Raw genomic sequence first — 24,192 nt, 5'->3', positions numbered from 1 at the left:
CCGACAAAACCATTGCTTTCAAGGAGATGGTGCATCCAGAAAGGGCTCAATTCAAAAACCTGCCGGGAAACCAACGCGCGATCGGGATGTATTTGGATCGGTTGGCCGGCCGTCACGTCATAGTAATTTCGGGAAACCTCTTCTGGCCACCTGAAGCTTGGTTCAAATGGCACTTGCGCATGAGGATTAAAATAAACGTGCAGCCCATCTTAGATGGCTCTCGCGATGAAATGAGGAATGCTGGATGTGCACTGAACCCTTTCCTTCTCTATCAATCTATAGCGGGTTGCCCTGACAAACCTCTCAATCCTGCTTTCAGCGACCGCCTTGCCGAAAGTCCCGACTGTGGAGAAAATGACAGCGCTGATCTCCTAATCGTTCGTGAAAATCCCCATTTCTACAGGCGCGCCGGAAGCTGTCGCAAGCGACCTTATCTTATCTTGTCTAAGCTCGGTTCCTTCAAGCACCGGGGCACCGATGCCGAAGAGGACCAGGTTGATCAGTTCATTGTTCTGCATGACGGATTGGCTACTATCGAAGGGGGCAATCGCAATGACGAACGGTCGGCCCTGCACATGGCTCAGCGAAGAATAGGGATGTTTTTTGCCATTGCTGCCTCGAACTATTTCCAACTTGTCCCTGATTTTCCCAACCAGCTTTAGCGCACCGCGATCCTTGAAATCTTGATAGCTGGAAGGCAGCCATTCATTGTCGCCCGCAGGCTGGTCCGATATCACCGCTTCGATGTTGAATTGATAATTCCCAGGCGCCGTCACGAAGAAATCTGGCGAGGATTTGGAATAGTCCACGCTACAGCCGAAGTCAGTCAAAGCCTTGTTGAGCAGGCCCGCTGCCCAGCTTTGAATTACGGGCATCACCTTGGAATAGCTTGGGGTGGATCGAATTTCGCGAAAGCTCTTGTGGAGTTTGCTGTCTGGCAGTCTCGGCTCAAATAAGTCTAGCATTTTGAATCGTCCCTAGCCCATGGCTTCTTGAAGCTGCATGTTGATCGGCCGCAGCCAGAATTCCCGTAACCCTGCAGGCGACCGCGCTCGGTCAGCCTCAACCCGTCTTTGACTTCATTCTTGGTCAGGCTCCAGCGGAAGGCCGATCACATCGATATGTTGGCCTACGCGCAGTGGTGCCGCCAGCTGAACTCACACAGGGCGCTCGCATATCGACAAACGGGGAGAAGGTGGCAATAGGGAGCATGAAAAAGTTGGGGGTCTCGTCGGCTCTGCGTTAGCCTGAGCGCCATGTCCGGTGTTGCAAATTCCCAAGTGTATCAACTCAAAGTGAGCTTGCGACGAATCTCGCCGATGATATCGCGCCGGCTGCTCGTTCCGGAAGAAATGACACTCTACGCGCTGCACCGAACAATCCAGATCGCCTTCGGCTGGGAGGACTGTCATCTGCATGCTTTCAAGCTGCACGGCCGGCACTATGGTAGGACTTGGACCGGCGAACGCCACCGCGACGCGGCGGGTCGCGAGGTGACATTCGTCGATCTCCAACTGCGCGTGCGCCAGAGGATCCTCTACGAGTATGATTTCGGCGATCTGTGGGAACACGAGATCCGGGTTGAGGCCAAGCATGAGCGGGAGGGCGGCAAGGTCTATCCGGTCTGCATCGCCGGCGCGCGTGCCGGCCCGCCCCAAGATATTGGTGGCCCACCAGGCTATGCGGCGCTCCTCGATCGGCTCCGCTTCGGCGACATCGAGCGGCTACTTCGTGGGGAAGATGTAGTTCGAGGACGATGATCCGCTGCGCACCTTCGAACCCGAGCGTTTCAGCCGGCGTGAGGTGAATGCGGCTCTGAAACGCGAACTTTCGCGGCTCACCAAGGGCTGACTGCAACCGGTCAACATGCTTTCCTCTCCCCAGTTCAGGAGGGATGTGGATGGGGTTTGCGATTCAACTCATGATCGACAGCGGTGACGCGGCGGTCGAAACGCAAGAGATTGTCAGCTTCGAGCGAACAGATGGTACGCTGTCGATCGATGAGCTCGGCCTAACGCTGGAAGAAGCAAAGAAGGCTTTGGCCGCGCTCCAGGTAGCCATCACGGAAAGGCAGGCCCTCGACCTCGCCCGTCGCGAGCGGCCCTGTCCGTGTTGCCATCAGCCCACGCAACTGAAGGACAAGCGTACAATCACCGTACGCACGTGCTTCGGCAAGCTCGCGCTGCCGAGCCCACGATCGATATAGACACTGCCGATGCCAAACGGTGTCTGGCTTTGTCGCGCCTGTCGTGGCAGCTCTTCCCGAAGGAAGTGACCTTCATGTCGGATGGCGCCTGCAATCTGCGAGACCTTCAATATTACATGCGCCCCAATGCGGAGCATGTTCTCGACTATTTCCACATCACCATGCGCATTACAGTGCTCCAACAGATGGCCCGCGGCCTGCCACCACCGCTCAGCGCCGCAGCGCCTGCGGCTGTCGCGACCCTCGAAAGCGTGAGGCACTATCTGTGGCACGGCAACGTCGCCGAGCGCTTGAGCTGATTGAGGATTGCCGCCTCCAGTTCTGGATCAGGCTTTCCGATCTCCTCGACAGGAAACGCTTTTGCGCGCGGCTCGGCTGCTCCTCGACTGGGGTGTCGTTCGTGCTCCAGCAGCCGGATCGACTCGCGAAGCCCATCAATAAGCGTTAGGCGTCCCGGAAGCGCGTTTACGTCGGCGTTGTGCCAGATTAGTTACGTGTTTAGGGTTGTGTAGAGGAGTCGCCGGGGCCAATGACAATTGCAATTATTGCACCCGAGAAGTTCGCCTTCCAGGATCTCGTGTGTGTAGAAATTGCGTATCGGTTTCGCGCAGTGAAGGACGCAACGCTCGTAGTTGAACCAAAATCCGGCGAAGACGGCACTCTAACCTGGTTCAATCCACGTAACGTTCGGCTCACAGCGGAGATACAGATCAAGGGTGCGGGAGGCGTCGCTACCCTCGAGGATCTTGCAACGTATCTCTCCCACTTTCCCGAACGAAGTGGCAAAAGCTGCCTCTTCGAACGGCTGTTGAATGATCCAGACCGGAGAGCGGTTTTCGTCCTTTCGGCGCGATGCGACGATCAGCTTCTGCCCTTTCTGAATGGAGGTAACGACGACACATATCCAATCCGAGCGGTGTCGGGACAGATTGCTCAGCTCTTCTTCAAAAAATTCCTTGCGACCCACCTGATCTCCTCCGGAGCCAAGGTCTCAAAGCTAGCCAAAGGAAGACGGCGACGATCGCCTCGCTCAAAAATCTTCCGGATTCGAAGATCGCTTCAGTTCTCTCGTTCTCTCCAGGATCTTTGTCATCGAGCAGGAAACCGACGCTTCGGTGGAAGTCAGGCTGCAGGCCGCTTTGCGTGCGCAGAGGATTGATTCACAATCCCTCCGCGGGGCTATTGCCCACCTTACCGATATCGTCTCGCATGCAAAGCGAACCCAGTCTGATATCATTGCACCGATCATGGAGCGCATTCGGCGACTAGCCCCTGATACAGTCGCGGCACCGGGCTATCTTCTTCGGGGCAGCGAAGGCAATCTCATCGATGTGTTGAATTCGCAGTTGGTCCTTCTTCTCAGCGGCCAACCTCGAACAGGCAAAACTTGGATCGCTCGAGAAATTGCAAGCGCGCTTCAGATGGCCGGCTTCGAGGTGCGAGTCGGCCAGCACGTCGATGAGGCAGGCAGAGCGCTTTTTGACCGAGGCCGCCGGGGGTGAACGGCTCTACCTCCTCGATGACCCTTTGGGGTCACGCGAACCGCTCCCCGGTGCGAGTGCGTCGCTGGCAACACTCCGTGGCTTAATACGGCGCATTCCACGGAATCGACGCCTCATCGTCGCACAGTCCGAACCCGTCTTGCTGCAGGCCACTCACCAACCCAGCATCGAAAACTGTTCCCTAGGCACTCACGGGTGGGTGGTTGTTGGGGGTCTCACACACGACCTCGCTCTTGCCGTCTGGTCAAGAGCTTCGGAGGTGCACAGCGTACCGAATGACCTCTGGCGACGCCTCGAAGCTCTGATCATGGATGGAGAGGAATTGCGAGACGTTGGCGCCATTACATATCTTGCCCAGACTCATGCGCAGTTGCCTCCCAATGCTTCTGACGCCGAGATTATTCGCCAGGCACGCAGTGACGCATTCGACTTCGTTGTCCAACTCGCTGAGAAGGGCCCGGCATATGAGAGTTTGTTGCGGGCCGTCGCCTTGGCAACGACAAACTCCACCGGTGCCTCTGATACGGAACTTTCGTTCATCATCAATGGCGGCGATGAGGAGCCCGGGCTGGTGCCAGAATTGGGAGTCTGGAGTTTTTCTGGAGATACGCCTCCGCTTCCCCAATATGGCGTGGAGCCTTCATTTACAGAAGATCAGATGGCAGCACTCAATGCCTTGCAGCGTCGGCGTGTCGTAGATGAGGTCGGCGATTTAACCTTGTTTTCTCATCCCTACCTTCGCGCTGGCGCGCAGGCGCTCCTCAGAGGGGACACTCGTCACATGCGCGAGCAGGTGAAAGCTCAAACGACTCGCGGTATCGCATGTCTTTCCGATCGCGTCGAGCTTGCTTCATCACCACCTCCCAGCTTGAGCCGTCATGGCCCTCGCCATACGCACGCATTTTGAACATGTCCTTAGGGCCCTTAGCACTCCAAGCGCAACGGAAGACGACGAACACCCTATTTTGAAGATAGCTTTGCCCGGCTTCATCCGCTTGGGCCGCCAGCACGAACACCTATGCGGGGGATAACTGGTATGTTCCTTTTTTGTTCTTTTCGAGGTGGCCGCGTTCCTGTATACATTGCAACATCTTTTGTTCCCGACGGAGTGTCCGATGACTGTGCAGCCCAGGACTCTCAATGAGCCGACAATCAGCTGCCCGAGCTGCAAGACGGACATTAAGCTCAACGAGTCGCTCGCGGCACCGCTGATTGCGGCCACGCGCGAGGAATACGAACGGCGCCTTGCGCAGAGCAATGCCGTCATGGCGGCGCGGGAAGAGGAGCTTCAGCGCAAACAGGACGCGATCGACGCCGCCCGGGAGGACATCGACGGCCAGGTCTCTGAAAAACTCAAGCTTGAGCGTGCCGGGATAGCAGCCGAAGAGGCCCGTAAGGCGAAGCTGCTGGTCTCGACCGACCTTGAAGACAAGGACAGGAAGCTGGGCGAGTTGGAGGCGACGCTGATGGCGCGGGACGAGAAGCTCGCCGCGGCGCAGCTGCAACAGGCCGAATTTATGAAGCAGCAGCGGGCCCTCGACGATGAAAAACGGGAAATGGCGCTGACCATCGAAAAGAGAATCCAGGAAGGGTTGGACGCCGTCCGCGTCAAGGCCAGGACCGAAGCCGAAGACGGCCTCAAGATGAAGGTGGCCGAGAAAGAGGAACAGATCGCCGGCATGCAGCGCCAGATCGAGGAGCTGAAGCGCCGCGCCGAGCAAGGATCTCAGCAGCTTCAGGGCGAGGTCCTTGAGCTCGAGTTGGAGTCGCTGATCGCTAGCCGCTTCCCGATGGACATCATCGAACCCGTCGCCAAAGGTGAGTTCGGTGGTGACGTGCTGCAGCGCGTGGTGGGACCGGCCGGCCAGCCCTGCGGAGCGATCCTGTGGGAATCAAAACGCACTAGGAACTGGAGCCCGGGCTGGCTCGGAAAGCTCCGGGCGGACCAGCGTGCGGCCAAGGCTGACATTGCGTTGATGATCTCCGAGGCGCTGCCTGCGGGGGTCGAAACGTTCGATCTGGTGGATGGCGTCTACATCGCCCATCCCAAATGCGCGATTCCGATCGCGATCATGCTCCGGCAGTCCCTCATCGAGCTCGCCAACTCCCGCCTCGCCCAGGACGGCCAGGCCACCAAGATGGAGCAGGTCTACGGCTATCTGACTGGCCCTAGGTTTCGCCACCGGGTCGAAGCGATCGTCGAGAAATTCTCCGATATGCAGGACGACCTTGCCAGGGAACGGAAAGCCACAATCCGCCTGTGGGCCAAGCGGGAGGCTCAGATCCAGGGTGTCATCGAGTCGACCGTCGGAATGTACGGCGATCTGCAGGGCATCGCCGGCAAGGCGATGCAGGAGATCGCGGGCTTGGATGTGTTGGCCATAGAAGCATCCGCGTCCATCCCCGATTGAGAAAGGCGAATCTAAACTGGATATCGGGTTTGGGAACGAGGGCAAGCTGCCCTTTGTTACGGATGATCCGTCAAAGGCGGAACGCAACGCCAAGAAGCCGCCGCGCTGAACCCCCTCGCCCGGCCGGGTCATCAGATTGCTATGCAGCCTCCGGTTTTTGAGCCAAGCTGTGCGGGCAATGAAAGCCTGCCCGTGACAGACCGCGAAATCCACCTCTACCTCGATGACAGCGGCAGCCGAGAGCCGGACCGAGAGCCAAAAGAGAAGCGCCGCGACGAGATGGATTATTTCGCCCTCGGCGGGATCCTCATCAACGAGGAAGATGTCGATGAGCTCTACAGTCGCCACAAGGCCTTTTGCCAGCAACACGGCATAACGTACCCCCTACACTCCTGGGCGATCAGGGGCGGGCGCGGCGACTTCGGCTGGCTGAAGAAGCCTGAGGCTGCCTACGAGTTCCTGGGTGACCTGGAACGGATGCTGCTCTCCCTGCCCCTCATTGGGATTGCCGCAGTCATCGACCGCCCGGGCTATGTGGCCCGCTACCGCGACCGGTATCAGGATCAACTTTGGTTCATGTGCAAGACCGCCTACTGCATCCTGATCGAGCGCGCCGCTAAATACGCCCGCAGCCAGGACTGCAAGCTGCGCGTGTTCTTCGAACGTGCCGGCAAGGCCGAGGACCGTGATCTGGTGGCCTATATGCGCATCCTGAAGACGCAGGGCATGCCGTTCGACGGCGCCAACTCGGCCGGCTACGGGTCGTTGACCGCAGAAGAGTTCAAGGACATCGTGCGCGGTGAGCCCCGCGGCAGGACCAAAGCCACACCGATGCTGCAGATCGCCGATCTCTACCTCTATCCGATGGCCAAGGGCGGATATGACCCGTCCTACCGGCCCTATAGGGCCCTGATGGGTCACAAGCGTCTCATCGACGCGCACCTGCCGCCCGAGGAGCTGGCGTCCCGTGGCATCAAATACAGCTGCTTTGACAGGATAAAAAACAAAGACCCGGACTAGCCGGGCCTTCGTTTTGAAAAGTTCGGCTGGCGCCTGGCGCCAACCCCGGAGCGATGCTCACGACGGAACTATGGGTGTCGACAACCCGATTGTCAATACCCCGGGTGAACCTTGGGTCAGGGGGACCTATCTTATCGCTTGCATATAGCACGGTTCATCTGATCGACACTTCATATTATCAAGTCATCTTCTTCGGGTGTAGCGCGGGTCCCCGGCCCCTGAATCAAGAGACGTAGGCCGGACGAACCGTGAAACACCCTCCCCCTGAATGCAGAACCGTCCCCAATGCCCTTGCGTCATCACGGGAAACCACCATATCTGGATGCAGTTCACCACAGGGAGCCTCATATGGCCCAGCCAGAAACCGCCAAAGCAGACGTCGACAAGCTACGCACCAACGAGAAGAAGTGGACCAAGGCACTCATGGCCACCGGCTGGAGCGCTTTCCCCAACATCATCATCGAGAAGCAGCAGGCTCTCGGCCTCGATGCGCTCGACATGAACATCATCATCCACTTGGTCCAGTACTGGTGGCTGCCCGACAACCTGCCCCACCCCTCGGTCGAGACGATCGCCAAGGCAATCGGGGTGACGCCCCGCACCATTCAGAAACGCATTGCCGCGCTCGAGGCCCTTAAACTTCTTGGCCGGGAGGAACGGCGCAACACGCCCAATGGCAGCATGACGAACCGCTATCATTTCGATGGCCTGATCGAGGCCGCCAGGCCGTTTGCCTTGGAAAAGGCCGCCGAGATCAAGAAGGCGGCCGAGGAGAGATCGAACCGGTTGAAGCGTAAGAAGCCGCAGCTGGTCGTGGACAACGATGCATAGGCAGATCGTGGCGTAGCTCAGAGGATAGAGCGCCTCGCTTTCGACCGGGGTGGTGCGTGACACCGCTATCTAGGGGCGAGGAGGTCGCAGGTTCAAGTCCTGCCGTCACGCCATTGTCCTCGATATGGATCCCTCGGCTCCGGAAACTCGAAAGATTTCCGGCACCGGACCCATAATCTACCGTGGTTTTTCAATTGGCCTCCCTTTGATATTTGTTCTGCGTATGTTCATATCAAGGGACCAACACGAGGACTCAATATGGGCATGCGATACAATGGCCGGCCGTTTGATTCGGGGGATTTTGCAAAGGATTTTGAAGCTGCGGCTGTCGAGAGCATCAAGGAACAGCTGTGGGAGAGGTTCAGTGCCATTCGCCATCCTGATACAGGCGAATTTCCCACTGTCCTGGTCCTTGGAGAAGCCCTTGACGATTTGCGGCTCAGTATTGAGGGCTCGCCGCAGCTTCTCGCGCTGGTGAAGGACAAGATGAGCGACAATGAGCAGGCGTCGACTGTGTTCCTGCCCCTGCAACAGGGCTCCCCGAAAGCCTTTCTCAGCTACTCGTTCGACGATCGCGAGCTAGCAGAGACGGTCGCGCGCGCCCTGATGGCGGATGGAATCGATACCTGGTGGGCGGAATGGGAGATCCGTTCCGGAGATTCCTTGCGCCGCAAAATCGACGAGGGACTGGGCAACTGCACGCATTTCATCGTGCTGCTGACTCCGAGCGCCATGCAGAAGCCGTGGGTCCAGCAGGAGATGGATGCCGGCCTGGTCCGCCGCATCTCTGGGCAGGCGCGCTTCATAGCCCTTCGCTACGGTGTCGCGGCACGGGAATTGCCGCCGCTTCTGTCGGGCATGCTCTCGCCAGAACTTGATGCCGCGCGCCTAGACGAAGGCGTGCGCAATCTGGTGAACGACATCCATGGCGTGACGCGTAAGCCGCAGCTCGGCGCAGCGCCCATTGCGGCTGTGCAGCCGGCGACGGGTTACTCCAAGGTCGCAACGGCAATTGCCAAGATCTTTGTTGAGGAGACGTCGGATGCAATGTTCTCGCACCCTCAGAAAGGGGTAGATGAGCTGGCGGCCACCATTGAAGCGTCAGAGGAGGACATCGAGGACGCTCTGCACGAGCTGCGCGATCTGGTTTCCGTCAGCTTCGGCCGCGTCTTGCCCAAGGAGGACCTGTTTGCCACATTCGACAAATATTTCATGGATTGGTCGCCCGAAGATGACGCGCTGCGTATCGCTGCCGACCTGATCAACGACCCGTCGATGCCCCACGATACAGGCCAGGTCGCCGAGCGGTACGGCTGGGAGCCGAGGCGCATAAACCCCGCTCTGGCCTATCTGATGGCCCGCAAGCTGATCGTCGACTACAAGGTACTCGCCAGCCAGTACAATTCGATCAGGGTGGTGAAAACGGACGCCACGCGGCGCTTCGTGAAGAGCCGAAGCTGAGGATCCCAATCCGCAGGGTCATGCCCGACAAGGTGCAGTGACCGGGGAGCCCGACCACAGGACCATGGAGCAGTCACCCTTGTTTTTTGGCAAATGGGGAGACGTCCCCATCGATGGCGATGTGAGGCCATTTAGCATCTTCAATCCGGTCCGCAGCGGGGCGGGACGGAAGAACCGAAAACACCACTTCATCTCGGTCACCTATATGGAAGGCTTCGCCGATGACCGCGGCCGTGTCCAAGTCTATCGGGCCGAGGCGCCAGAGGCACCGCTGCCGAAGCAGCCGAGGGCAACTGGGTACGAGAACTACTATTACTCTCAGAAACTCCCCGGTGGCGGTCAAGAAAACCACAGATTCGAAGACCTCTGGAATCCGATCGAGACCGTTTGGCCGGAGACCGTCCGTGCGCTTCAGGCTCGTCGTCTTTCACCGGCTTTATCCTTCAATGTCCAAGGCATGCAAACGATCATGCGGACGCGCGTTCCGGCGACCCGAGATCGCATCGCGCTTATGCTGGAGGCTAAGCTGCGAAGCGAATGCAAGGTGCTCGAGGAAATCGGCAAACTGCCGCCAGAATTGGAACGCTACGCCGGTCAGTTCGACACCGTGCCGGTCGGCGTCAATCCGCATGAAACACTGCTCGCGATGGAGGACGAATTCAAGACGTTCGGCGATCTCTGCTTTCGGCTTGGCTTCGAGGTTCTCCACAACAAGACCGACATCCCATTCCTGACTTCCGACAATCCGGTGTGTACATATGACCCGCGCGAACCGCTGCTCGCACGCACCCCCTATGATCACTCCGGTGACATCGAGCTGATCTTTCCCCTGACCGCCCGCATGCTGGTGCGCGGTTCAAGCAAGCGTCAGCCGTTTGGCGTCCTGACACGGCACCGCGACGTCACGGATAAGCACAAAGTTCGCCGGTTCAATCGAACAATCGCTCAATTCGCGTACCGGATGACGGTCGGCCAGGACCGGTCGAGCGATGCGCTGATTTGTGCCCATGCGCGTCTCGTACCGACGATCAGCACCGAGGTCCGCCGACACAACAATGAAATCCAGATCGTCTGGCGGGATATCTTCGGGCCGAAACCGGATCTTTCTCAGTATATTGACACCCCGGAAAAGGCCTCCCGCCTTGAAGCAAAAATGGCCTTGGCCGCATCGAGCCCCGTGTCCGACGGCTGCTAGCAGCGACGTCGGCACTACGGCGCGCCAAGCACCTCCGGCAGCAGTATTCCCCCAACCAAGCCGCAGCTGTTGCTTCGACGTTCCGTCCCAGACTAACCCGCTGAAAGAAGGGGATAAATTGAAATTCCGCAGCTTGGCCAGGTGAGGCGTGCTAGTTCTCTCCTCCAAAGGAGACATCATGCCCGACGTGACGCGGGAACGCGTGAGAGATGAACTTCTCCGCATGGAAGAAGATTGTATTCATTCCGGCAAAGCGCACTTCAACGCTTCAGCGCGCTGGGCGGTGTGGAACTATGTCTTCGGCATTCCCTCGGTGATCCTCAGCACCGCAGCGGGCGCTGCTTTTTTCAAGGACTATCCTGTCGCCGCGGGTTCTATGGCGCTTTGCGTTGCCGTCCTCACGTCGCTGATGACGTTCCTGAAACCCGGTGAGAAGTCGGCTGACCACAAGAGTTCGGGCGACCAGTACCTGGCGCTACGCAACAATTCCCGCGTTTTCCGCGAGGTCGAACTCGACAACACGCCCGATGCCGAAACCGTGCTGACCGCCCTGAAAGGCTTCACCACGCGGCGCGATGAACTGAACCAGGCAAGCCCTGCTTTTCAGACCGCGATTTTAAGAGGGCCCGCGACGGCATTAACGCCGGCGAACCCAAGCACGCGGTCGACAAAGGTTCCCACCAATGACAGTCAATAGCTACCTCGTATCCCGTGCAAGCGACGCGGTGCTCTCGGCCGACGAGAAGGCCTCGATCGCGACCTCGGTCACGACCTTGAGCTCCCGGCTGGCCAGTTATTTCACGGTCGCCGGTGATGGCCTAACGTCGCATTTCCGGTTCGGCTCGCACACCCGTGGCACGATCCTTCCCCGCAAGATGGATGCGCACTCGGACGTTGACTACATGATCGTTTTTGAAAAAGGCGGACTGAACCCACAGACCTACCTCACCCGACTGCGTAAGTTCGCCGAGCAGAAATACGCCAACTCCGAACTCTACCAATCGAGCCCCACGGTGGTGCTGGAGCTCAACCATATCAAGTTCGACCTAGTGCCCGCCTTGCTCTCGTGGGGCACGACGTATCAGATCCCCAAGGGTCCCGATGAGTGGCAAAGCACGAACCCGAACGATTTCAACAGCACGCTCGAGACTGTCAACGGCAACAATTCCTATTTGATCAAGCCAACCGTGCGCCTCGTCAAATTCTGGAACGCAGAAGCCGGCTATGTCTACGATTCGTACGGCCTCGAAAAATGGATCGTCGGCCTGGGCTTTTATGGCTGCTACACCCAGAAGGACTACTTCTTCAAAGTGTTCGACAACCTGTCGGCGAACGAAGTGGCCCAATGGCGCAACGACAAGATCACGCGCGCCAAGGACATCATCGCCAGGGTCCGCAAGTACGAAGCCGATGACATGCCGAATTCGGCTGAGATCGAGGTCAAGAAGCTTATCCCGGCGTAGCGAGCAACTCTTGTGATAGCACTTCCGCCCCGGCCAACACGGCTGAGCCTGCCGTCCCTGTAAACGCGATCATGCGCATCACTGATCGCAGGTCGGTCAAATGTCGTGTCCCCTCCCCGTCGTTGGAATGGGCAGCTCGAGCGCAGCCAAGTCAGCCTTTCCAGCGTGCCCGACGCCTTTGAAATTGGGCAGGCGCCGACGCTCCAAACCTCCTATCAGTCGCCTCGACCTAACCTAGGACAACCTGTTGAGGCTCCGCGACTAGCTTGGCGCTTCGGGCGGCAACCGAAGCGATTGGCGGGTTAATGCCGGGGACTTTGTCCGAAAGATGTAGTCCTATTTCGTACGAGATCACGGTTGAGAGGTCAGAAATATGCTACGAATTTCGGACAAAACTCACTCGCAAAGCGGCACGGCTATTTGTCGAGTTCGACTCCGACGTAATCTTGGTCGACAACAAAGTCAGGGATGATGTCACCAGCCAGTAATTTCTCCTTCGACAGCAACCCGGCATCCTCGAGCGCCTCGAAATCCGGCAAATCGCGCAGCGTATCAAGCCCGAACTCCAGCAGGAATTCTTTGGTCGTGACATAAGTGTGGGCGCGCCCGGCGTCGGGCTACGCGGGCCGGAAGCGATCAGACCGGCACCGCGCAGATGACCAATAAAATCGCGACTGATCTCTTGCCGAAGAAGGAAGAAAGCTCGGCGCGGGTGATCGGCTGGAAATAGGCGATGCACATCAGCACCAGCACCTCCGACTGCGTGAGATCGCCCGCACCCCCACCGCCGCCAACGGCTGTGTCAAATGCACTGCGGATCGCATCGGCATAGGCAGGCCGGGTCAGGTGCTTCCAGCCACCAGCGACGGCAACGAGGTCATAGGGTCGACCGCGCAGTTCTTCGCGGATGTCGTCGATGAGAAGATCAATGCTGCAGCTTTTGCCGACGACGCGAGCCAGCGTCTCGCGGCCGACTGGTTCACCGGCAGCAAAGATCGTGGCCTCGACACGGTTCATCCATTCGCGCCAACGCGCCTCCGGCGGCAGGTGATCCAGCTCCCGGTCAAACAGCTGGTCAGCTGATCGACGGTCATCTGACCGGCTCCCCCCTCGCCTGCGCGCCGCTTGCACCATTATCGTCAGAGCCCGTAGATGCGGAAGGTCGGGCGGCCGGATAGCTCTCGGACGGCGCCTAGCTCGACCAGACGGTCGAACAGGCGGCGCAGCCCACGGCCACTCCTACCGGCGATCTTTTCCGAGGCAACGATCGCATCGTCGGACAGCAGCTTGTCGACAACAAGATCCGCCGCCTTGGCCCTGAGTTTCGGCGCAACAGCAAGCAGCTGGTCCGAGCGGCGCTCGAGCTCGGCGGAAAGATCGATGGCGCGTAGCGCAGCCCGCGCCTGCGCGGCAAGCAGACTTTTGGCACGCTCAGGATCGGTCTCAATGCCTGTCGCCACCGAGTTGGCTGCTGATCTACGCGGGCGGACGCTTGTGCCCAGGGCCGCTTCGGCGCCGAGCAACGGCACCGCGTGTGCCCAACCCAGCCGTTGCGCCAGCAGGGCGTCGGCGAGCCAGGCTCCAAGGGCGCGCGCAAAGCCGTGGCGTTCGGCGATCGCGACGGCGCCGGTTATCATTCCCACCGTCCCGTCAGTGGCGGCTAGCTGCCGAAGTTCGTCCGTCAGGTCGCTTACGCCCTCGTCATAACGCGCGAGACCGAGGCCATCCAGCACCGCGCCGATGCTCGCCTCGGTCAGCAGTTTCTCCGCCTCAAGTAATGAAGCTAGGGTTGGGCTTAGCTCTGTGTCGACTGGCCCAAACAGCTTCTGTACATGACGACGATTGTCTTCGGTTCCGATCAACTCCCGAACGGCGTCTGCAAGGGACTTATGCCCAGCTATGTCGCGCTTTATCATGTCGGCCGAGGTTCCCCGCCTTTTGCGTAACCCGCAGATCAGGGATGGTTGCATTAGGGGAACAAATGCAGGTCCACGTCGGTTAAAGACTTGCAGCGGTCGATCCGTCTCGGTGCAGCCACTGTCGAGGTCCGTGGCCAATTCCTCTCGGTGGCGAACCTCCAACGATAGTTACAGCGGGACTAAAAAGTAGGCCCAATCTCGCGCTCCAGGGCGACGCGGGCCTTCCGTAACGAGACGAGCAGCCGCTCCAGTAGGCCTTCATCCAATTCGGATGCTAGGCCCGAAACGCCCGGTCGTGCTCAACGATCCGGTCCTGTATCGACACTACGGTTTCATAACGAGCTACAAGGCTCGTGAGGACTTCCTGATGATCGGAGGTCATACGCTGCCCGTTCTGGGCAAGGAGCGGGCATCAAGCTTAAGCGTTCATAAAGAACGGCCTCATCGAACTCGCCGTCCGAGAACAGTGCCATTACGCTCACGCTCAGGCGCTCCGCCTGCATGCGGCTAACGGAGATACCTGCCTCGGCGCAGACACGATCAAAGACCTGCTTCAACAAAGCCAGGTCGCTGGGATAGGCAATGCCACTCATTGAGCTGGTGTTACTGACCATAGCTGTTCCTCCCATTAGGGCGGAAGCGTGGCCGTCGCTCAACGGCGATGCCCATGATGTAAATCGCCGATGGAAGCAGGCTACTCCGATTCATGCGGAGAGTCTGGGAAAGGGCTGCTAGAGTTCTGCTCACCGAAGTCGCGCCTCCGAGACAGAACCCAAGCAGCGATCCTTGGGTCAATTCCTAAAGATATCAAGAGTTGGAAACGTACCAAACAGAGGATGGGATGTTTGGTATTCAGTGAGGCGCTTTCTATGGACACGCTCAAGTGGCTTCTCAGCTGCTGAACTGCGGCATGCACTAAATCGCCACCTGTGTCCCGATCTCGACGACGCGTCCGGTCGGGATCTGGAAATATTCCGTTGCGTCGGCCGCCGTGCGCGCCAGCCCGATGAACAGCTTGTCCTGCCAGACCGGCATGCCGGAATTGGGCGAGGCCTTGAGCGAGCGCCGCGACAGGAAGAAAGAGGTCGTCATGATGTCGAACTTCCAGCCCTGCTTGCGGCAAATCGCCAGCGCGCGCGGGATATTGGGCTGCTCCATATAGCCGAAGGTCAGCGTCACCCGCATGAACAGCTCGTTGATCGTTTCCATCTTGACCCGGTCACTGTCGGGCACGACGGGTTGTTGCGCCGTCACCACCGAGAGGATGACATTCTGTTCGTGCAGCACCTTGTAGTGCTTCAGGCTGTGCATCAACGCGGTCGGCGCGCTGGCGGGATCGCTGGTCAGGAACACGGCCGTACCGGACATCAGCTGCGGTTTCCTCTTCAACAGATTGCCTGCAAGGGAATCGAGCGGAATCTCGTTCCTGCGCGTCTTGTCGAATAGATACCTGGTGCCTCTTATCCAAGTCCACATGGTCATCACGATCACTGCGGCAATGGCAAGCGAGGCCCAGCCGCCTTCGAATACCTTGACGATGTTGGCTGCAAAGAAGCCGGTATCGATGAAGACGAACACCGCCATTAAGGCTATCGCGACGCCGAGCGGCCATTTCCAGATGCGCGTCATGACGACATAAAGCAGTATGTTCGTCACCAGCATGTTGCCTGTCACCGAAATGCCGTAGGCCGAGGCAAGCTTGCTGGATTCGCCAAAGCCGACCACCAGCAGCATCACCACGAGCGCCAGTAGCATGTTGACGCGCGGCATATAGATCTGGCCGGATTGTCTTTCCGACGTATGCAGGATTTCCAGGCGCGGCAGCATGTTGAGCTGCACTGCTTGCCTGGTCAGCGAGAATGCGCCGGAGATCACCGCCTGGCTGGCGATCACGGTCGCCGCCGTCGCCAGCACCACCATCGGGATAAGCATCCGGCCTTCGTTCATCTCGAAGAAGGGATGACCGACGACACCGCCATTCGCCAGCACGAAGGCGCCTTGCCCGACATAGTTGAGCAACAGGCAAGGAAACACGATGGCCAGCCAGGCAAGCACGATCGGCTTGCGCCCGAAATGGCCGAGGTCGGCATAGAGCGCCTCAGCGCCGGTGACGGCGAGAAAAACCGCACCAACCGTGACGAAGGCGACTTCGGGCGAGTTGATCAGGAATGACACGATATAATGCGGGCTGATTGCCAGCAGGATTTCCGGGTCGTCCATGATGTGGTTGAGGCCGGAAAGGCCGATGGCCAGGAACCACAGCGCGGTAACGGGCCCGAACACCAATCCTACGCCGCCGGTGCCAAACCGCTGTACCGCAAACACGACCGCCAGAATGGCCAGTGTCAGCGGCACCACATAGGGCTGGAATGTCGGCGTGACGACATTCATACCTTCGACCGCCGACAGCACCGAGATCGCCGGCGTAATGACTGCGTCGCCGAAAAAAAGCGCCGCGCCGACAATGCCGATGCCGAGGATCACCGCCGAGCGCGTCGGGAAACTGTTGCGCGCCAGCGCCATCAGCGACAGCACCCCGCCCTCGCCGCGATTGTCGGCACGGAGCACGAACATGATGTATTTGATGGTGACGGTGATCGTCAGCGACCAGATGATCAGCGAGAGTACGCCGAGGATGTCGCCACGGTTGGCGACGTTGCCACCGGCCGATGCGTGCAACGCCTCTCGGAATGCATAGATCGGGCTGGTGCCGATATCGCCGTAAACCACGCCCAACGCGCCCAGCATCAGCACCTTGGTGCTGTGCTGCTCGACCTCAGAATGGCTCGATTGTTCGACAGGTTCTGCCTCGTTACCAGCATTGGTAAGGGCCATGGACGACACTCCGATAAGCGGGCGGTGCTCTACGCTTGCTGCACTGCAATATCAAGTGCCGTCACGTAATGTCTGCGTCTCGGTATTGCCTATCGCTCGTCGGCTTCGCAGACTCGTCAGCCCCGAAGCGGCTTGGGAATTTTTGCGAGACTATGCTGAAGCTCCGGGAGCAACGATGCCCCGAGCCAGTATCGGATTAGGTCGATGCTCGGGCGCGCGAGCTCAGATGCCGAGAGCTTAAATTAACGCTGTAGCCGTGTAACAGACTGTCTAACAAATGCCGCGAAAAGCTCAATATTTTCAAGGACGTAAGCGTCAAGTCGAAAGACGCTCTCGCCGCCATCTTCAAGTGGTAAGGGCGATCAGATCTCGGGGAAATTGGAGGCAGCAGCGGACCTGCGACTTGCTCAACGCTCCGCTTCTGAGATGAGGTTGGGATCCGATGGCATTGAGCGAATAGAGCGATATCCGGGAACCGAACCAATCCACAGAAATATTTTGTTGGTATTTTTGTTGGCTATCCCTGCTCTTGTGTGGGTGTCAACTATTTGGAAACAAAGCCAGATTTCCTTCGCTTCGAATCCGCCTCTGGGCACCATAAAATCTCCAATAAAATCAATGCCTTGCGGGGCGGCAAACTTGGCCACCCCAGCTCGTTCATGTCGCACCATGTTGCAAACGGCTACCGTTGATTTCCAAGGGTTTCCTGCGACTATCGGCAGTTCCACGCGACATGAACGCGACATGGGAGGGGGAAGATGAACCTGCCGCGAGGGCTCCTCCGAATTTGCTGCATCAGCGATCTGTATCGGAGTCGTTGCCACACGGGGGTATACAGAGGTGCGGCCCCTCCTCGAGCATGGCGGTATCGGCTGCGCCGCCGGGCGACTCGTGTCGATGGTCAGGGCGGTCGAAGAGCCGAGGTGCTGACAGGGATTTTGTGTCGCCGGATGATGCGAGGGCCTCGGTGCAGGTCGGTGTCGCAACCAGCCGGATTTCCGCATTTTGCCTAAAGTTTCTCAGACATAAATTAGCTCTTCGTCATATTTGGTGGTTATATTGATTTTCGAAGGTGCGATTCAAAAAGGAGGAATCATGACATCCCGAAAGACTCTTTTCGCCGCGTTTGCCGTGTTCGCGCTTCTGGCATCTCCGGCGCTGGCCGGGGCAGGCGGTAACGGCCATGGTGGCGGTAACGGCGGCGGCAACGGTAACGGCGGCAACGGCAATGCTGGCGGCAATTCCGGCAATAGCGGTTCGCATGGCAAGTCGGCGTCAGCCAAGGGGCAGGTGGCCAAGGCCAAAACGGAGACTGCTGCTGACGACTCTGAGCAGACCGCCTCCGTGTCCAAGGAAAAGAATATCCATGCCAAGCTCGGCCGGTTGAACTCGCTGCAACGCAACGTCAACGCCTATATGAACTCCAAGAGCAAGAAGTTCGCTGCCGTACAGGCTTTTGTGGTGGCGTCCGCGAACGCCCAGATCGCACAGGCCGCAGCTGACAAGGCGGCCGCGGCGGCGGCCGACGCTCAGGCCCAATTGGATGCCCTGAACGCGCAGCTCGACACGTTGAACGCGCTTACGCCTGACCAGATTGCTGCCATGACGCCCGAGGAACAGGCGGCCCTGCCGGGACAGATCGCGGATCTGGAAGCGCAGGTCGCGGCTCAGGAAACCACGGTCTCGGATGCCGAAGCAGCGGCTGCCGCGGCCCAGACGGCTGCCGACCAGGCCGCTGTCGGCACCGACGATGCATCGCTCGACGCGGCACTGGCCGACATGGCCAACAAGCCCGTCGACGCCGAGGTCACGGACTGGGCCAAGGGTGTGCTTGCCGACAAGATCGACCAGGTGGCCGCCAAGCTGGCTCCGGCGCCGTAAAGCCGATCGCGGCTGAAACGACCCAGTCGAACGATCAAGCCGCCGGGTTTCGCCTCGGCGGCTTTTCTTGGCCAGCGCGAGGGAAGAGGGGCGCTGTCCCGCCAGCGCCACAAGGTTCCTGTCAGCGTCACCTGCCCCGGGGTCGGCCGTCACCACGCACTGAGGGCTTTGGTGGCGGCGATCTTCAGCGTGTCAGCCCTGCTCAATCGGCACCATCGTCGAACAGGCCCTCTCCGACTCGGAAAACCCGGCTTCAAGAACTTGACGTTGCGGACGCGAACAGCCCAACCGACCCGGCGCAGGAGTTGCTCGCGGACAAGCACCATTACCGAAGGAGCCTGCCCTACGGATGAAAGACATGTTTTCATCCGAGCCAGACCCTATTGCAGAAGAAATCGTTGCGCTGCTCAGGCGCGTTTCCCGATCCCAAATTGCGGATAGCCGCCGACGCGGATGTTGTCGTGTTTTGTACCCGGCTTCCCTCAGACGCGGAACTCGGATTAGCTTCGACGATGACAGCTGCATTGCCGTTACCGCGAACCCCGATGATAGGTCGTTATGTCATCAACGAGATGTTGATCCCGAAGAAGCACGGCCCGCAGCTTTGGGAGGCGTTAGGCGGCACAGAATTGAATGACTATGTGGAATTCATGAACTGGCCGATCATCTCGTCAGAGAGCCAGTTTGTCGGGCACCTGAACCAGATGACGAAGTCCGGTGGAAAACGGTCTCTGATCGACAGATTGCTCTCCCGCCCGGCCACATCGGATATCTATGCGATCGTGCGGGATGGCAGAGCGCTCGGCATCCGCGCGTACCGCTCGATCGATCTGACCCACCGAACAGTAGAATCCGGCCGTGTCATCAAGTCTCGATCACTTGCCGGGACACTCGCTTCGCTGGAGTCAACCTACCTCGCCATGGTCCGCGCCTTCGACGAATGCGGCTTTCGCCGCTGGGAATCCGAAACGTCCGCGGAAAACATCGCCGCGAGGCGGTCGATGGAAAAATCCGGACTCACTCTGGAGGGCATCGCCAGGAGCGCGAGACAGGTCGACGGAAGAGACTGCGACCTCGCACGATATGCGATAACGGCCGACGACTGGCCAACGGCGAAAGCCGCCATGGAGCGCAAGCTCTACCAGGGGCCAGCGATGGATAGTCCCGCATTGGCTGAACACTGAATGAAACCACTGCGGCGCACCGCATCGGGAAGCGCGATCGGTCTTACGTGATCACACCACTGTCATACTTTGTCGTGCATGTTATGTTTCCTTGCGGCGGACCTGATTTCCGCTAGGCCGGCGCCGATCAGGCAACCTCCCCAACGCCCCCCCAAAAGTGGCGCCGGCCACCTTCTCCGCCAAAGTCTTCAAGCCCGCCTTGGGCGACGCTTGCACGATCGTAGTCAGGTCCGATAGGAAGCTGTGCGTCCTCTACCGAGCACAGGCGATTCCGTGATCGCGCAACCCTTGTCGCCGGCACTTGGCGCGCTCAAAGCCCTGCGTTTAATGATGATGATGCACCGCGAACGCCGCCTGCACCGCTCGGTTGACCGTGACCGGCAGGATGGACATGTGGTTTTCGCCGGCATGCAGTTCGAAACCGGCGCTCAGGCCGGGAATGGCGCCAAGGCGCTCGGCCATCTGGCGCGCGAATTCGTCGGTGCGCGTCAGCATCTTGTGCTCCAGGCGTTGCGCCTCGTCCGCGGCGCCGACCTGAAAGGGCGCCAGCTTTTCCGTCTCGTATTCGCCGGCCGACAGGATCACCTGCGTCCTCAAGCCATCCGGTACGGCGGCTTCGAACGCCTGGAGAAAGCGGTCGATGGCGCGATCCTCCCAGTAGATGGCCGGGCTGGCCGCCACCCAGGTGCGGAAGGCGAGAGGGCGGGTGAACAGGGCATAGAGCGCGAACAGGCCGCCGAAGGAATGGCCGTAAAGCGCCTGCCGGCCGGTATCGATCCTGGCGCGGCCCGCCACCCACGGCTTCAACTCGTCCTCGATGAAGGCGAGGAATTCTTCCGCCCCGCCGGTCCGAACCTCCGGGCCGCCATCATGGAATGGCGGGTAGGTCTTGCCCGGCGGCGGGCCGAGGTCCCATGAGCGCCTGAGCGGGTCGTAGGCGCCCGCCAGGGGATAGCCGATGGCGACGATGACGCCGTCCTCGACATTGGTGCCGAGCGGGTAACCCGCTTGCGCGCGCATGGCATCGACGGCGGTGCCGATCACGGCGTTGCCATCGGTCATGTAGAGAACCGGCCAGCCGGCCTGCGGCGCTGGCTTTGCCGGCACGTGCAGAAATATCCGGTAGGGTTCACCGCCATGCGCCGGAGCAAGATCGTGGACCATGGTGTCGGCGATCAGAGCGGGCGTCGAAATCAGTTCGGACATGAACATCTCTTGTGCTGGAATGAGGGGCGTCAGCGGCGGCGCAGCAACCACATCAGCACGGGGCCGCCGATCAGCGTGGCGACGAGCCCCGCCGGAATCTGAAGCGGGAAGATGACGGTGCGGCCGATCCAGTCGGCGGCGACCATGATCAGCGCCCCGGCCAGTACCGCGCCGGCGGCTTGCGGCAGCGCGCGGGCCAGCCCAAGGCGGCGGGCAAGATGCGGCGCCATCAGGCCGATGAAGGTCAGCGGCCCGACGATCAGCGTCGACGCGGCCGTGAGCGCAGCGACCATCAGCAGCACGAGAAGCCGGGTTTTGGGCACATCGATGCCAAGGGCCTGAACGGCGGAGGACCCGAGCGGCAGCATCTCCAGCCAGCGCAGGAAAAGCGGGGCGAGAAGCGATAGGACAATTGCGATGGCGCCGGTCAGAAGCGCAGCATCGGCATCGATGCCATAGGTCGAGCCGGTGAGCCAGTTGAGGAGCTTCACGGCGCGCGGGTCGCCGGTGGCGGTCAGCACCAGGATCAGCGCGTCGAACAGCGCCGTCAAAGCCACGCCGGCCAGCAGCAGGCGCTCTGGCGCATAGGCGGCGCGCCTCCCGATCGCCAGCGTCACCAGCAGAGCGGCGAAGGCGCCGACGGTCGCCGCCGCGGTCTGGGCCGGGCGGCCCGCATCGGAGAGCGCGAACAGCGCCACCATCATGCCGAGCGCCGCCCCGGCGCTGATGCCGAGCACCTCGGGGCTTGCCATCGGATTGCCGGTCAGCCGCTGCATCATCAGCCCGGCAAGCGCCAGCATCGCGCCGGCGGCAAACGCGGCGGACACGCGGGGCCACCGCCATGCCAGCAAGGGCTGCAGTTGATCGCCGAAGGCGATTGTCCAGCCATGCGGCCCCGGCCCATAGAGCAAGGCCAGCTCGAGCAGCAGAAGCAGGGACAGACCGATTGCCGCCAGCACAAGGCCAGGCCGGCCTATTCTGGGCAGACGCTCCGCGGTGAGCGCCGGGACCTCCAGGCCAAGGGCAAGGCGGGGCAGCAGCCACAGCAGCAACGGCGCGCCGAGAAGGGCTGTGATCGCGCCGGTCGGCAGCAGGTCGCCCTGCGGCCCGGTCGCCAATTGCACCGCCTGGTCGGCGGCCCACAGAAGTGATGCACCGATGAGCGGCGCCATGACCAGCCGCTGGCTCAGCCGGCGCGCGCCGCCGATGCGGGCAAGGGACGCGGCCGCCAGGCCGACGAAGCCGATCACGCCGACGGCTGCGACGACGAAGGCGGTGAGCGCGACGGATGCAGCCAGCCCGGCGAAGCGATAGACGCCAAGCGGAACGCCGAGGCTGCGCGCGCCTTCATCGTCGAGGCCAAGCAGGGTCAGTGGCCGCACCATCAAGCCGATCGCGACCGCCGCGGCACCGATGCGCGGCAACAGCCACAGCGTCGTTGTCCAGTCCTGCTGGCCGAGCGAACCGGCACCCCAGATGAACAGGCTGGCCAGCCATTCGTGCTGCAGCACGATGAGGGCCGCCCCGATCGCGCCGGCATAGAGGCTGACGATCAGCCCCGCGAGCACCACGGATAGCGGCGACAGGCCCTTGTGCCAGGACAGGGCGAAGACGGCTGATATGGCGACGAAGGCACCCGCCAGCGCCACCCATTCACGACCGAAGGCGAGCAAGGAGGGTGCCAAGAGCGTCGCCAAGGCCAGCGCCAGATGGGCACCGGCCGAGACGCCGACGGTTTCCGGCGACGCCAGCGGGTTGCGCAGAACCTGCTGCAGGACGGTTCCGGCAAGCCCAAGCGCGGCACCACACAAGAGGCTGACCGCAAGCCTGGGCAGGAAGGCATAGTGGACGAGAACCTGCCGCATGTCCTCGATGTCGGGGGCGGTGAGCGATTGCAGCCAAAGTGCCGACGGCAGCTGCACAGTGAGATTGGAGACGGTTGCCGCCGCCGCTGCCGCTGATAGCACCGCACAGAGCAGGATCGCGCCCACCGGCTGATTGCCGAACGTGCCGCGCGGCCATGTCCGCCCGGCAAGCTTGCCGTCTCTCGCCAGGGCTGCACCGTCCTCAGCCACGGGCAGCCTCCCCGGTCATCGCCTTGGCCAGGACGCGGGCGAAACGGGTGGCGGACGGAAGCGCGCCGAACATCAGGACGGCGGGAAGACGCATGATCGAGCGGTTGCGTACGAAGGGCATGGCGTTCCAGACCGGGCTTTCGGTCAGCGTGCCGCCGGCGCCCTCGGGCAAGGGTTCGAGATAGGCAAGGCGCGCGTCGCTCGATGTCGCCAGGCCGTCGATGCCGACGGTCGAAAACCCCCAATAGTTGGTCTCGCCTGTCCAGGCATTGCGCAGCCCGATGCGATCGAACACCTCTTGGAACAGGCTTTTTTTGCCATAGACGCGCACGTTGCGCGGATCCATGAAACTGACGACATAGATCGGCCGCGCCGACAGTGGCGCCAGCTTCTGGCGAACCTCTGAAAAATACGCATCCGTCGCCGCGATCAGCGCTTCGCCTTCCCTTTCCTTGCCGACAAGCCTGGCCAGCTGGCGGGTTGCCTCGACGGCGCGCTGATAGGGCTGTCCCGCTTCGGTATAGAGCCCGATCGTCGTCACTGGCGCGACGCGTTCGAGCAGCGCCTTGATGCTGTCGAGATACGGCATGGCCAGGATGATGTCCGGGGCGAGCTGCTGCAGCAGTTCGAGATTGGGTTCCAGCAAGGTGCCGACATCGGCGATCTCCGGCGGCAGCGGCGGTTCGACCACCCAGTTCTCCCAGACGTCGCGACCGGCAATGGCCACTGGGTTGACGCCGAGCATCAGCAAGGTCTCGGCCAGCCCGTCATCCAGGCAGACGATGCGCAGCGGCTTCGCCTCGGCCTTCGAGGGCGCCATGCCGATGAAGGGCAGCGCGACAAGTCCGAGCGCCCGGCGCCGGGTCATTCGGATGGCCGTCTGAATGTGAGTCTTGGTCACGGTCCTAGATTTCTCTCCAGCTCATTGCACCCGCGTTTCCAGAATCTGGTTATCGCCGCCGATGCCCGGTTGACTATGAAACATGACTTCAATAGTCAACAT

The 24,192-nt window shown here is 60.4% G+C and carries 22 protein-coding genes, 1 tRNA gene and 1 pseudogene; 15 read left to right on the top strand and 9 right to left on the bottom strand.

Annotated features, from left to right (window positions below; all coding sequences use genetic code 11):
• Positions 1–371 precede the first annotated feature (371 nt).
• Positions 372–965 carry a hypothetical protein gene (locus E5X88_RS24335; RefSeq protein WP_287331244.1) on the bottom strand — a complete coding sequence of 198 codons (594 nt, stop codon included), beginning with the start codon at positions 963–965 and terminating at the stop codon, positions 372–374.
• Positions 966–1,256: 291 nt separating this feature from the next.
• Between E5X88_RS24335 and E5X88_RS24330 the strand changes: the two genes are divergently transcribed.
• The 3 genes from E5X88_RS24330 (at position 1,257) to E5X88_RS24320 (ending at position 2,505) form a co-directional block, all read left to right on the top strand.
• Positions 1,257–1,760, top strand: a complete 504-nt coding sequence (locus E5X88_RS24330) for a plasmid pRiA4b ORF-3 family protein (RefSeq protein WP_287121740.1) — start codon at positions 1,257–1,259, stop codon at positions 1,758–1,760.
• Between the two features lie 140 nt (positions 1,761–1,900).
• Complete coding sequence (locus E5X88_RS24325) at positions 1,901–2,206, top strand: hypothetical protein (protein WP_127243397.1); 306 nt, start codon at positions 1,901–1,903, stop codon at positions 2,204–2,206.
• 74 nt (positions 2,207–2,280) lie between these two features.
• Complete coding sequence (locus E5X88_RS24320; protein ID WP_133116099.1) at positions 2,281–2,505, top strand: hypothetical protein; 225 nt, start codon at positions 2,281–2,283, stop codon at positions 2,503–2,505.
• A gap of 362 nt (positions 2,506–2,867) precedes the next feature.
• Here E5X88_RS24320 and E5X88_RS24315 read toward each other — a convergent pair whose 3' ends face one another.
• Entirely contained in the window at positions 2,868–3,173 is a 306-nt protein-coding gene (locus E5X88_RS24315) for a hypothetical protein (RefSeq protein ID WP_095517091.1), read from the bottom strand.
• A gap of 148 nt (positions 3,174–3,321) precedes the next feature.
• Here E5X88_RS24315 and E5X88_RS24310 point away from each other — a divergent pair, with 148 nt between their 5' ends.
• The 10 genes from E5X88_RS24310 to E5X88_RS24265 all read left to right on the top strand — a co-directional run bounded on the left by E5X88_RS24310 (position 3,322) and on the right by E5X88_RS24265 (position 12,089).
• Positions 3,322–3,708 (top strand): hypothetical protein, encoded by a 387-nt coding sequence (locus E5X88_RS24310; protein ID WP_287331245.1) that lies wholly within the window; start codon positions 3,322–3,324, stop codon positions 3,706–3,708.
• A 307-nt stretch (positions 3,709–4,015) separates the two neighbouring features.
• Positions 4,016–4,615: a hypothetical protein gene (locus tag E5X88_RS24305; RefSeq protein WP_127241139.1), complete on the top strand. Its 600-nt coding sequence runs from the start codon at positions 4,016–4,018 to the stop codon at positions 4,613–4,615.
• A gap of 208 nt (positions 4,616–4,823) precedes the next feature.
• Positions 4,824–6,119, top strand: coding sequence for a DUF2130 domain-containing protein (locus E5X88_RS24300; protein ID WP_287121735.1), 1,296 nt, complete (start codon positions 4,824–4,826; stop codon positions 6,117–6,119).
• Positions 6,120–6,311: 192 nt separating this feature from the next.
• Complete coding sequence (locus E5X88_RS24295; protein ID WP_287121733.1) at positions 6,312–7,139, top strand: DUF3800 domain-containing protein; 828 nt, start codon at positions 6,312–6,314, stop codon at positions 7,137–7,139.
• A 348-nt stretch (positions 7,140–7,487) separates the two neighbouring features.
• Complete coding sequence (locus tag E5X88_RS24290) at positions 7,488–7,970, top strand: helix-turn-helix domain-containing protein (protein WP_023679072.1); 483 nt, start codon at positions 7,488–7,490, stop codon at positions 7,968–7,970.
• Positions 7,971–7,976: 6 nt separating this feature from the next.
• Positions 7,977–8,081 (top strand) — tRNA-OTHER (locus tag E5X88_RS24285).
• Positions 8,082–8,228: 147 nt separating this feature from the next.
• The gene (locus E5X88_RS24280) at positions 8,229–9,431 is read left to right on the top strand and encodes a toll/interleukin-1 receptor domain-containing protein (protein WP_095517089.1); all 1,203 of its coding nucleotides are present in this window, start codon (positions 8,229–8,231) and stop codon (positions 9,429–9,431) included.
• Positions 9,432–9,510: 79 nt separating this feature from the next.
• On the top strand, positions 9,511–10,626 hold the full coding sequence (locus tag E5X88_RS24275) for a DUF4238 domain-containing protein (RefSeq protein ID WP_287087208.1): 1,116 nt from the start codon (positions 9,511–9,513) through the stop codon (positions 10,624–10,626).
• 178 nt (positions 10,627–10,804) lie between these two features.
• Positions 10,805–11,323: an SLATT domain-containing protein gene (locus tag E5X88_RS24270; protein ID WP_287087207.1), complete on the top strand. Its 519-nt coding sequence runs from the start codon at positions 10,805–10,807 to the stop codon at positions 11,321–11,323.
• Positions 11,324–11,351: 28 nt separating this feature from the next.
• A complete protein-coding gene (locus E5X88_RS24265) occupies positions 11,352–12,089 on the top strand; it encodes a nucleotidyltransferase (RefSeq protein ID WP_236378329.1) in 738 nt (245 codons plus the stop codon).
• A 416-nt stretch (positions 12,090–12,505) separates the two neighbouring features.
• Here the strand turns inward: E5X88_RS24265 and E5X88_RS24260 are convergent.
• The 4 genes and pseudogenes from E5X88_RS24260 to E5X88_RS24245 form a co-directional block, all read right to left on the bottom strand.
• Positions 12,506–13,223 (bottom strand): annotated as a pseudogene (locus tag E5X88_RS24260) (SMC-Scp complex subunit ScpB).
• Between the two features lie 5 nt (positions 13,224–13,228).
• Positions 13,229–14,005 (bottom strand): DUF1403 family protein, encoded by a 777-nt coding sequence (locus E5X88_RS24255; RefSeq protein ID WP_287186066.1) that lies wholly within the window; start codon positions 14,003–14,005, stop codon positions 13,229–13,231.
• 918 nt (positions 14,006–14,923) lie between these two features.
• Complete coding sequence (locus E5X88_RS24250) at positions 14,924–16,843, bottom strand: potassium transporter Kup (protein WP_091600265.1); 1,920 nt, start codon at positions 16,841–16,843, stop codon at positions 14,924–14,926.
• A gap of 407 nt (positions 16,844–17,250) precedes the next feature.
• Entirely contained in the window at positions 17,251–17,490 is a 240-nt protein-coding gene (locus E5X88_RS24245) for a hypothetical protein (RefSeq protein ID WP_292165804.1), read from the bottom strand.
• Between the two features lie 412 nt (positions 17,491–17,902).
• Between E5X88_RS24245 and E5X88_RS24240 the strand changes: the two genes are divergently transcribed.
• Together E5X88_RS24240 and E5X88_RS24235 are read left to right on the top strand one after the other, a co-directional pair.
• The gene (locus E5X88_RS24240; RefSeq protein WP_366929973.1) at positions 17,903–18,724 is read left to right on the top strand and encodes a hypothetical protein; all 822 of its coding nucleotides are present in this window, start codon (positions 17,903–17,905) and stop codon (positions 18,722–18,724) included.
• Positions 18,725–19,107: 383 nt separating this feature from the next.
• The gene (locus tag E5X88_RS24235; protein ID WP_292165803.1) at positions 19,108–19,908 is read left to right on the top strand and encodes a GNAT family protein; all 801 of its coding nucleotides are present in this window, start codon (positions 19,108–19,110) and stop codon (positions 19,906–19,908) included.
• Positions 19,909–20,232: 324 nt separating this feature from the next.
• Here the strand turns inward: E5X88_RS24235 and E5X88_RS24230 are convergent, their stop codons facing one another.
• The 3 genes from E5X88_RS24230 to E5X88_RS24220 are packed head-to-tail and all read right to left on the bottom strand — an operon-like array spanning position 20,233 to position 24,057.
• Complete coding sequence (locus E5X88_RS24230) at positions 20,233–21,114, bottom strand: alpha/beta hydrolase-fold protein (RefSeq protein WP_292165802.1); 882 nt, start codon at positions 21,112–21,114, stop codon at positions 20,233–20,235.
• Between the two features lie 29 nt (positions 21,115–21,143).
• Entirely contained in the window at positions 21,144–23,189 is a 2,046-nt protein-coding gene (gene fhuB / locus E5X88_RS24225; RefSeq protein WP_292165801.1) for a Fe(3+)-hydroxamate ABC transporter permease FhuB, read from the bottom strand.
• Complete coding sequence (locus E5X88_RS24220) at positions 23,182–24,057, bottom strand: ABC transporter substrate-binding protein (RefSeq protein WP_292165800.1); 876 nt, start codon at positions 24,055–24,057, stop codon at positions 23,182–23,184. Before E5X88_RS24220 ends, fhuB begins: the two co-directional genes overlap by 8 nt.
• Between the last annotated feature and the right edge of the window lie 135 nt (positions 24,058–24,192).

The organism is Mesorhizobium sp., from assembly GCF_004962245.1.
Taxonomy (GTDB): Bacteria; Pseudomonadota; Alphaproteobacteria; order Rhizobiales; family Rhizobiaceae; genus Mesorhizobium.
The sequence above is the reverse complement of the archived record's forward strand: the minus strand, read 5'-3'. Positions and strand labels throughout refer to the sequence as shown.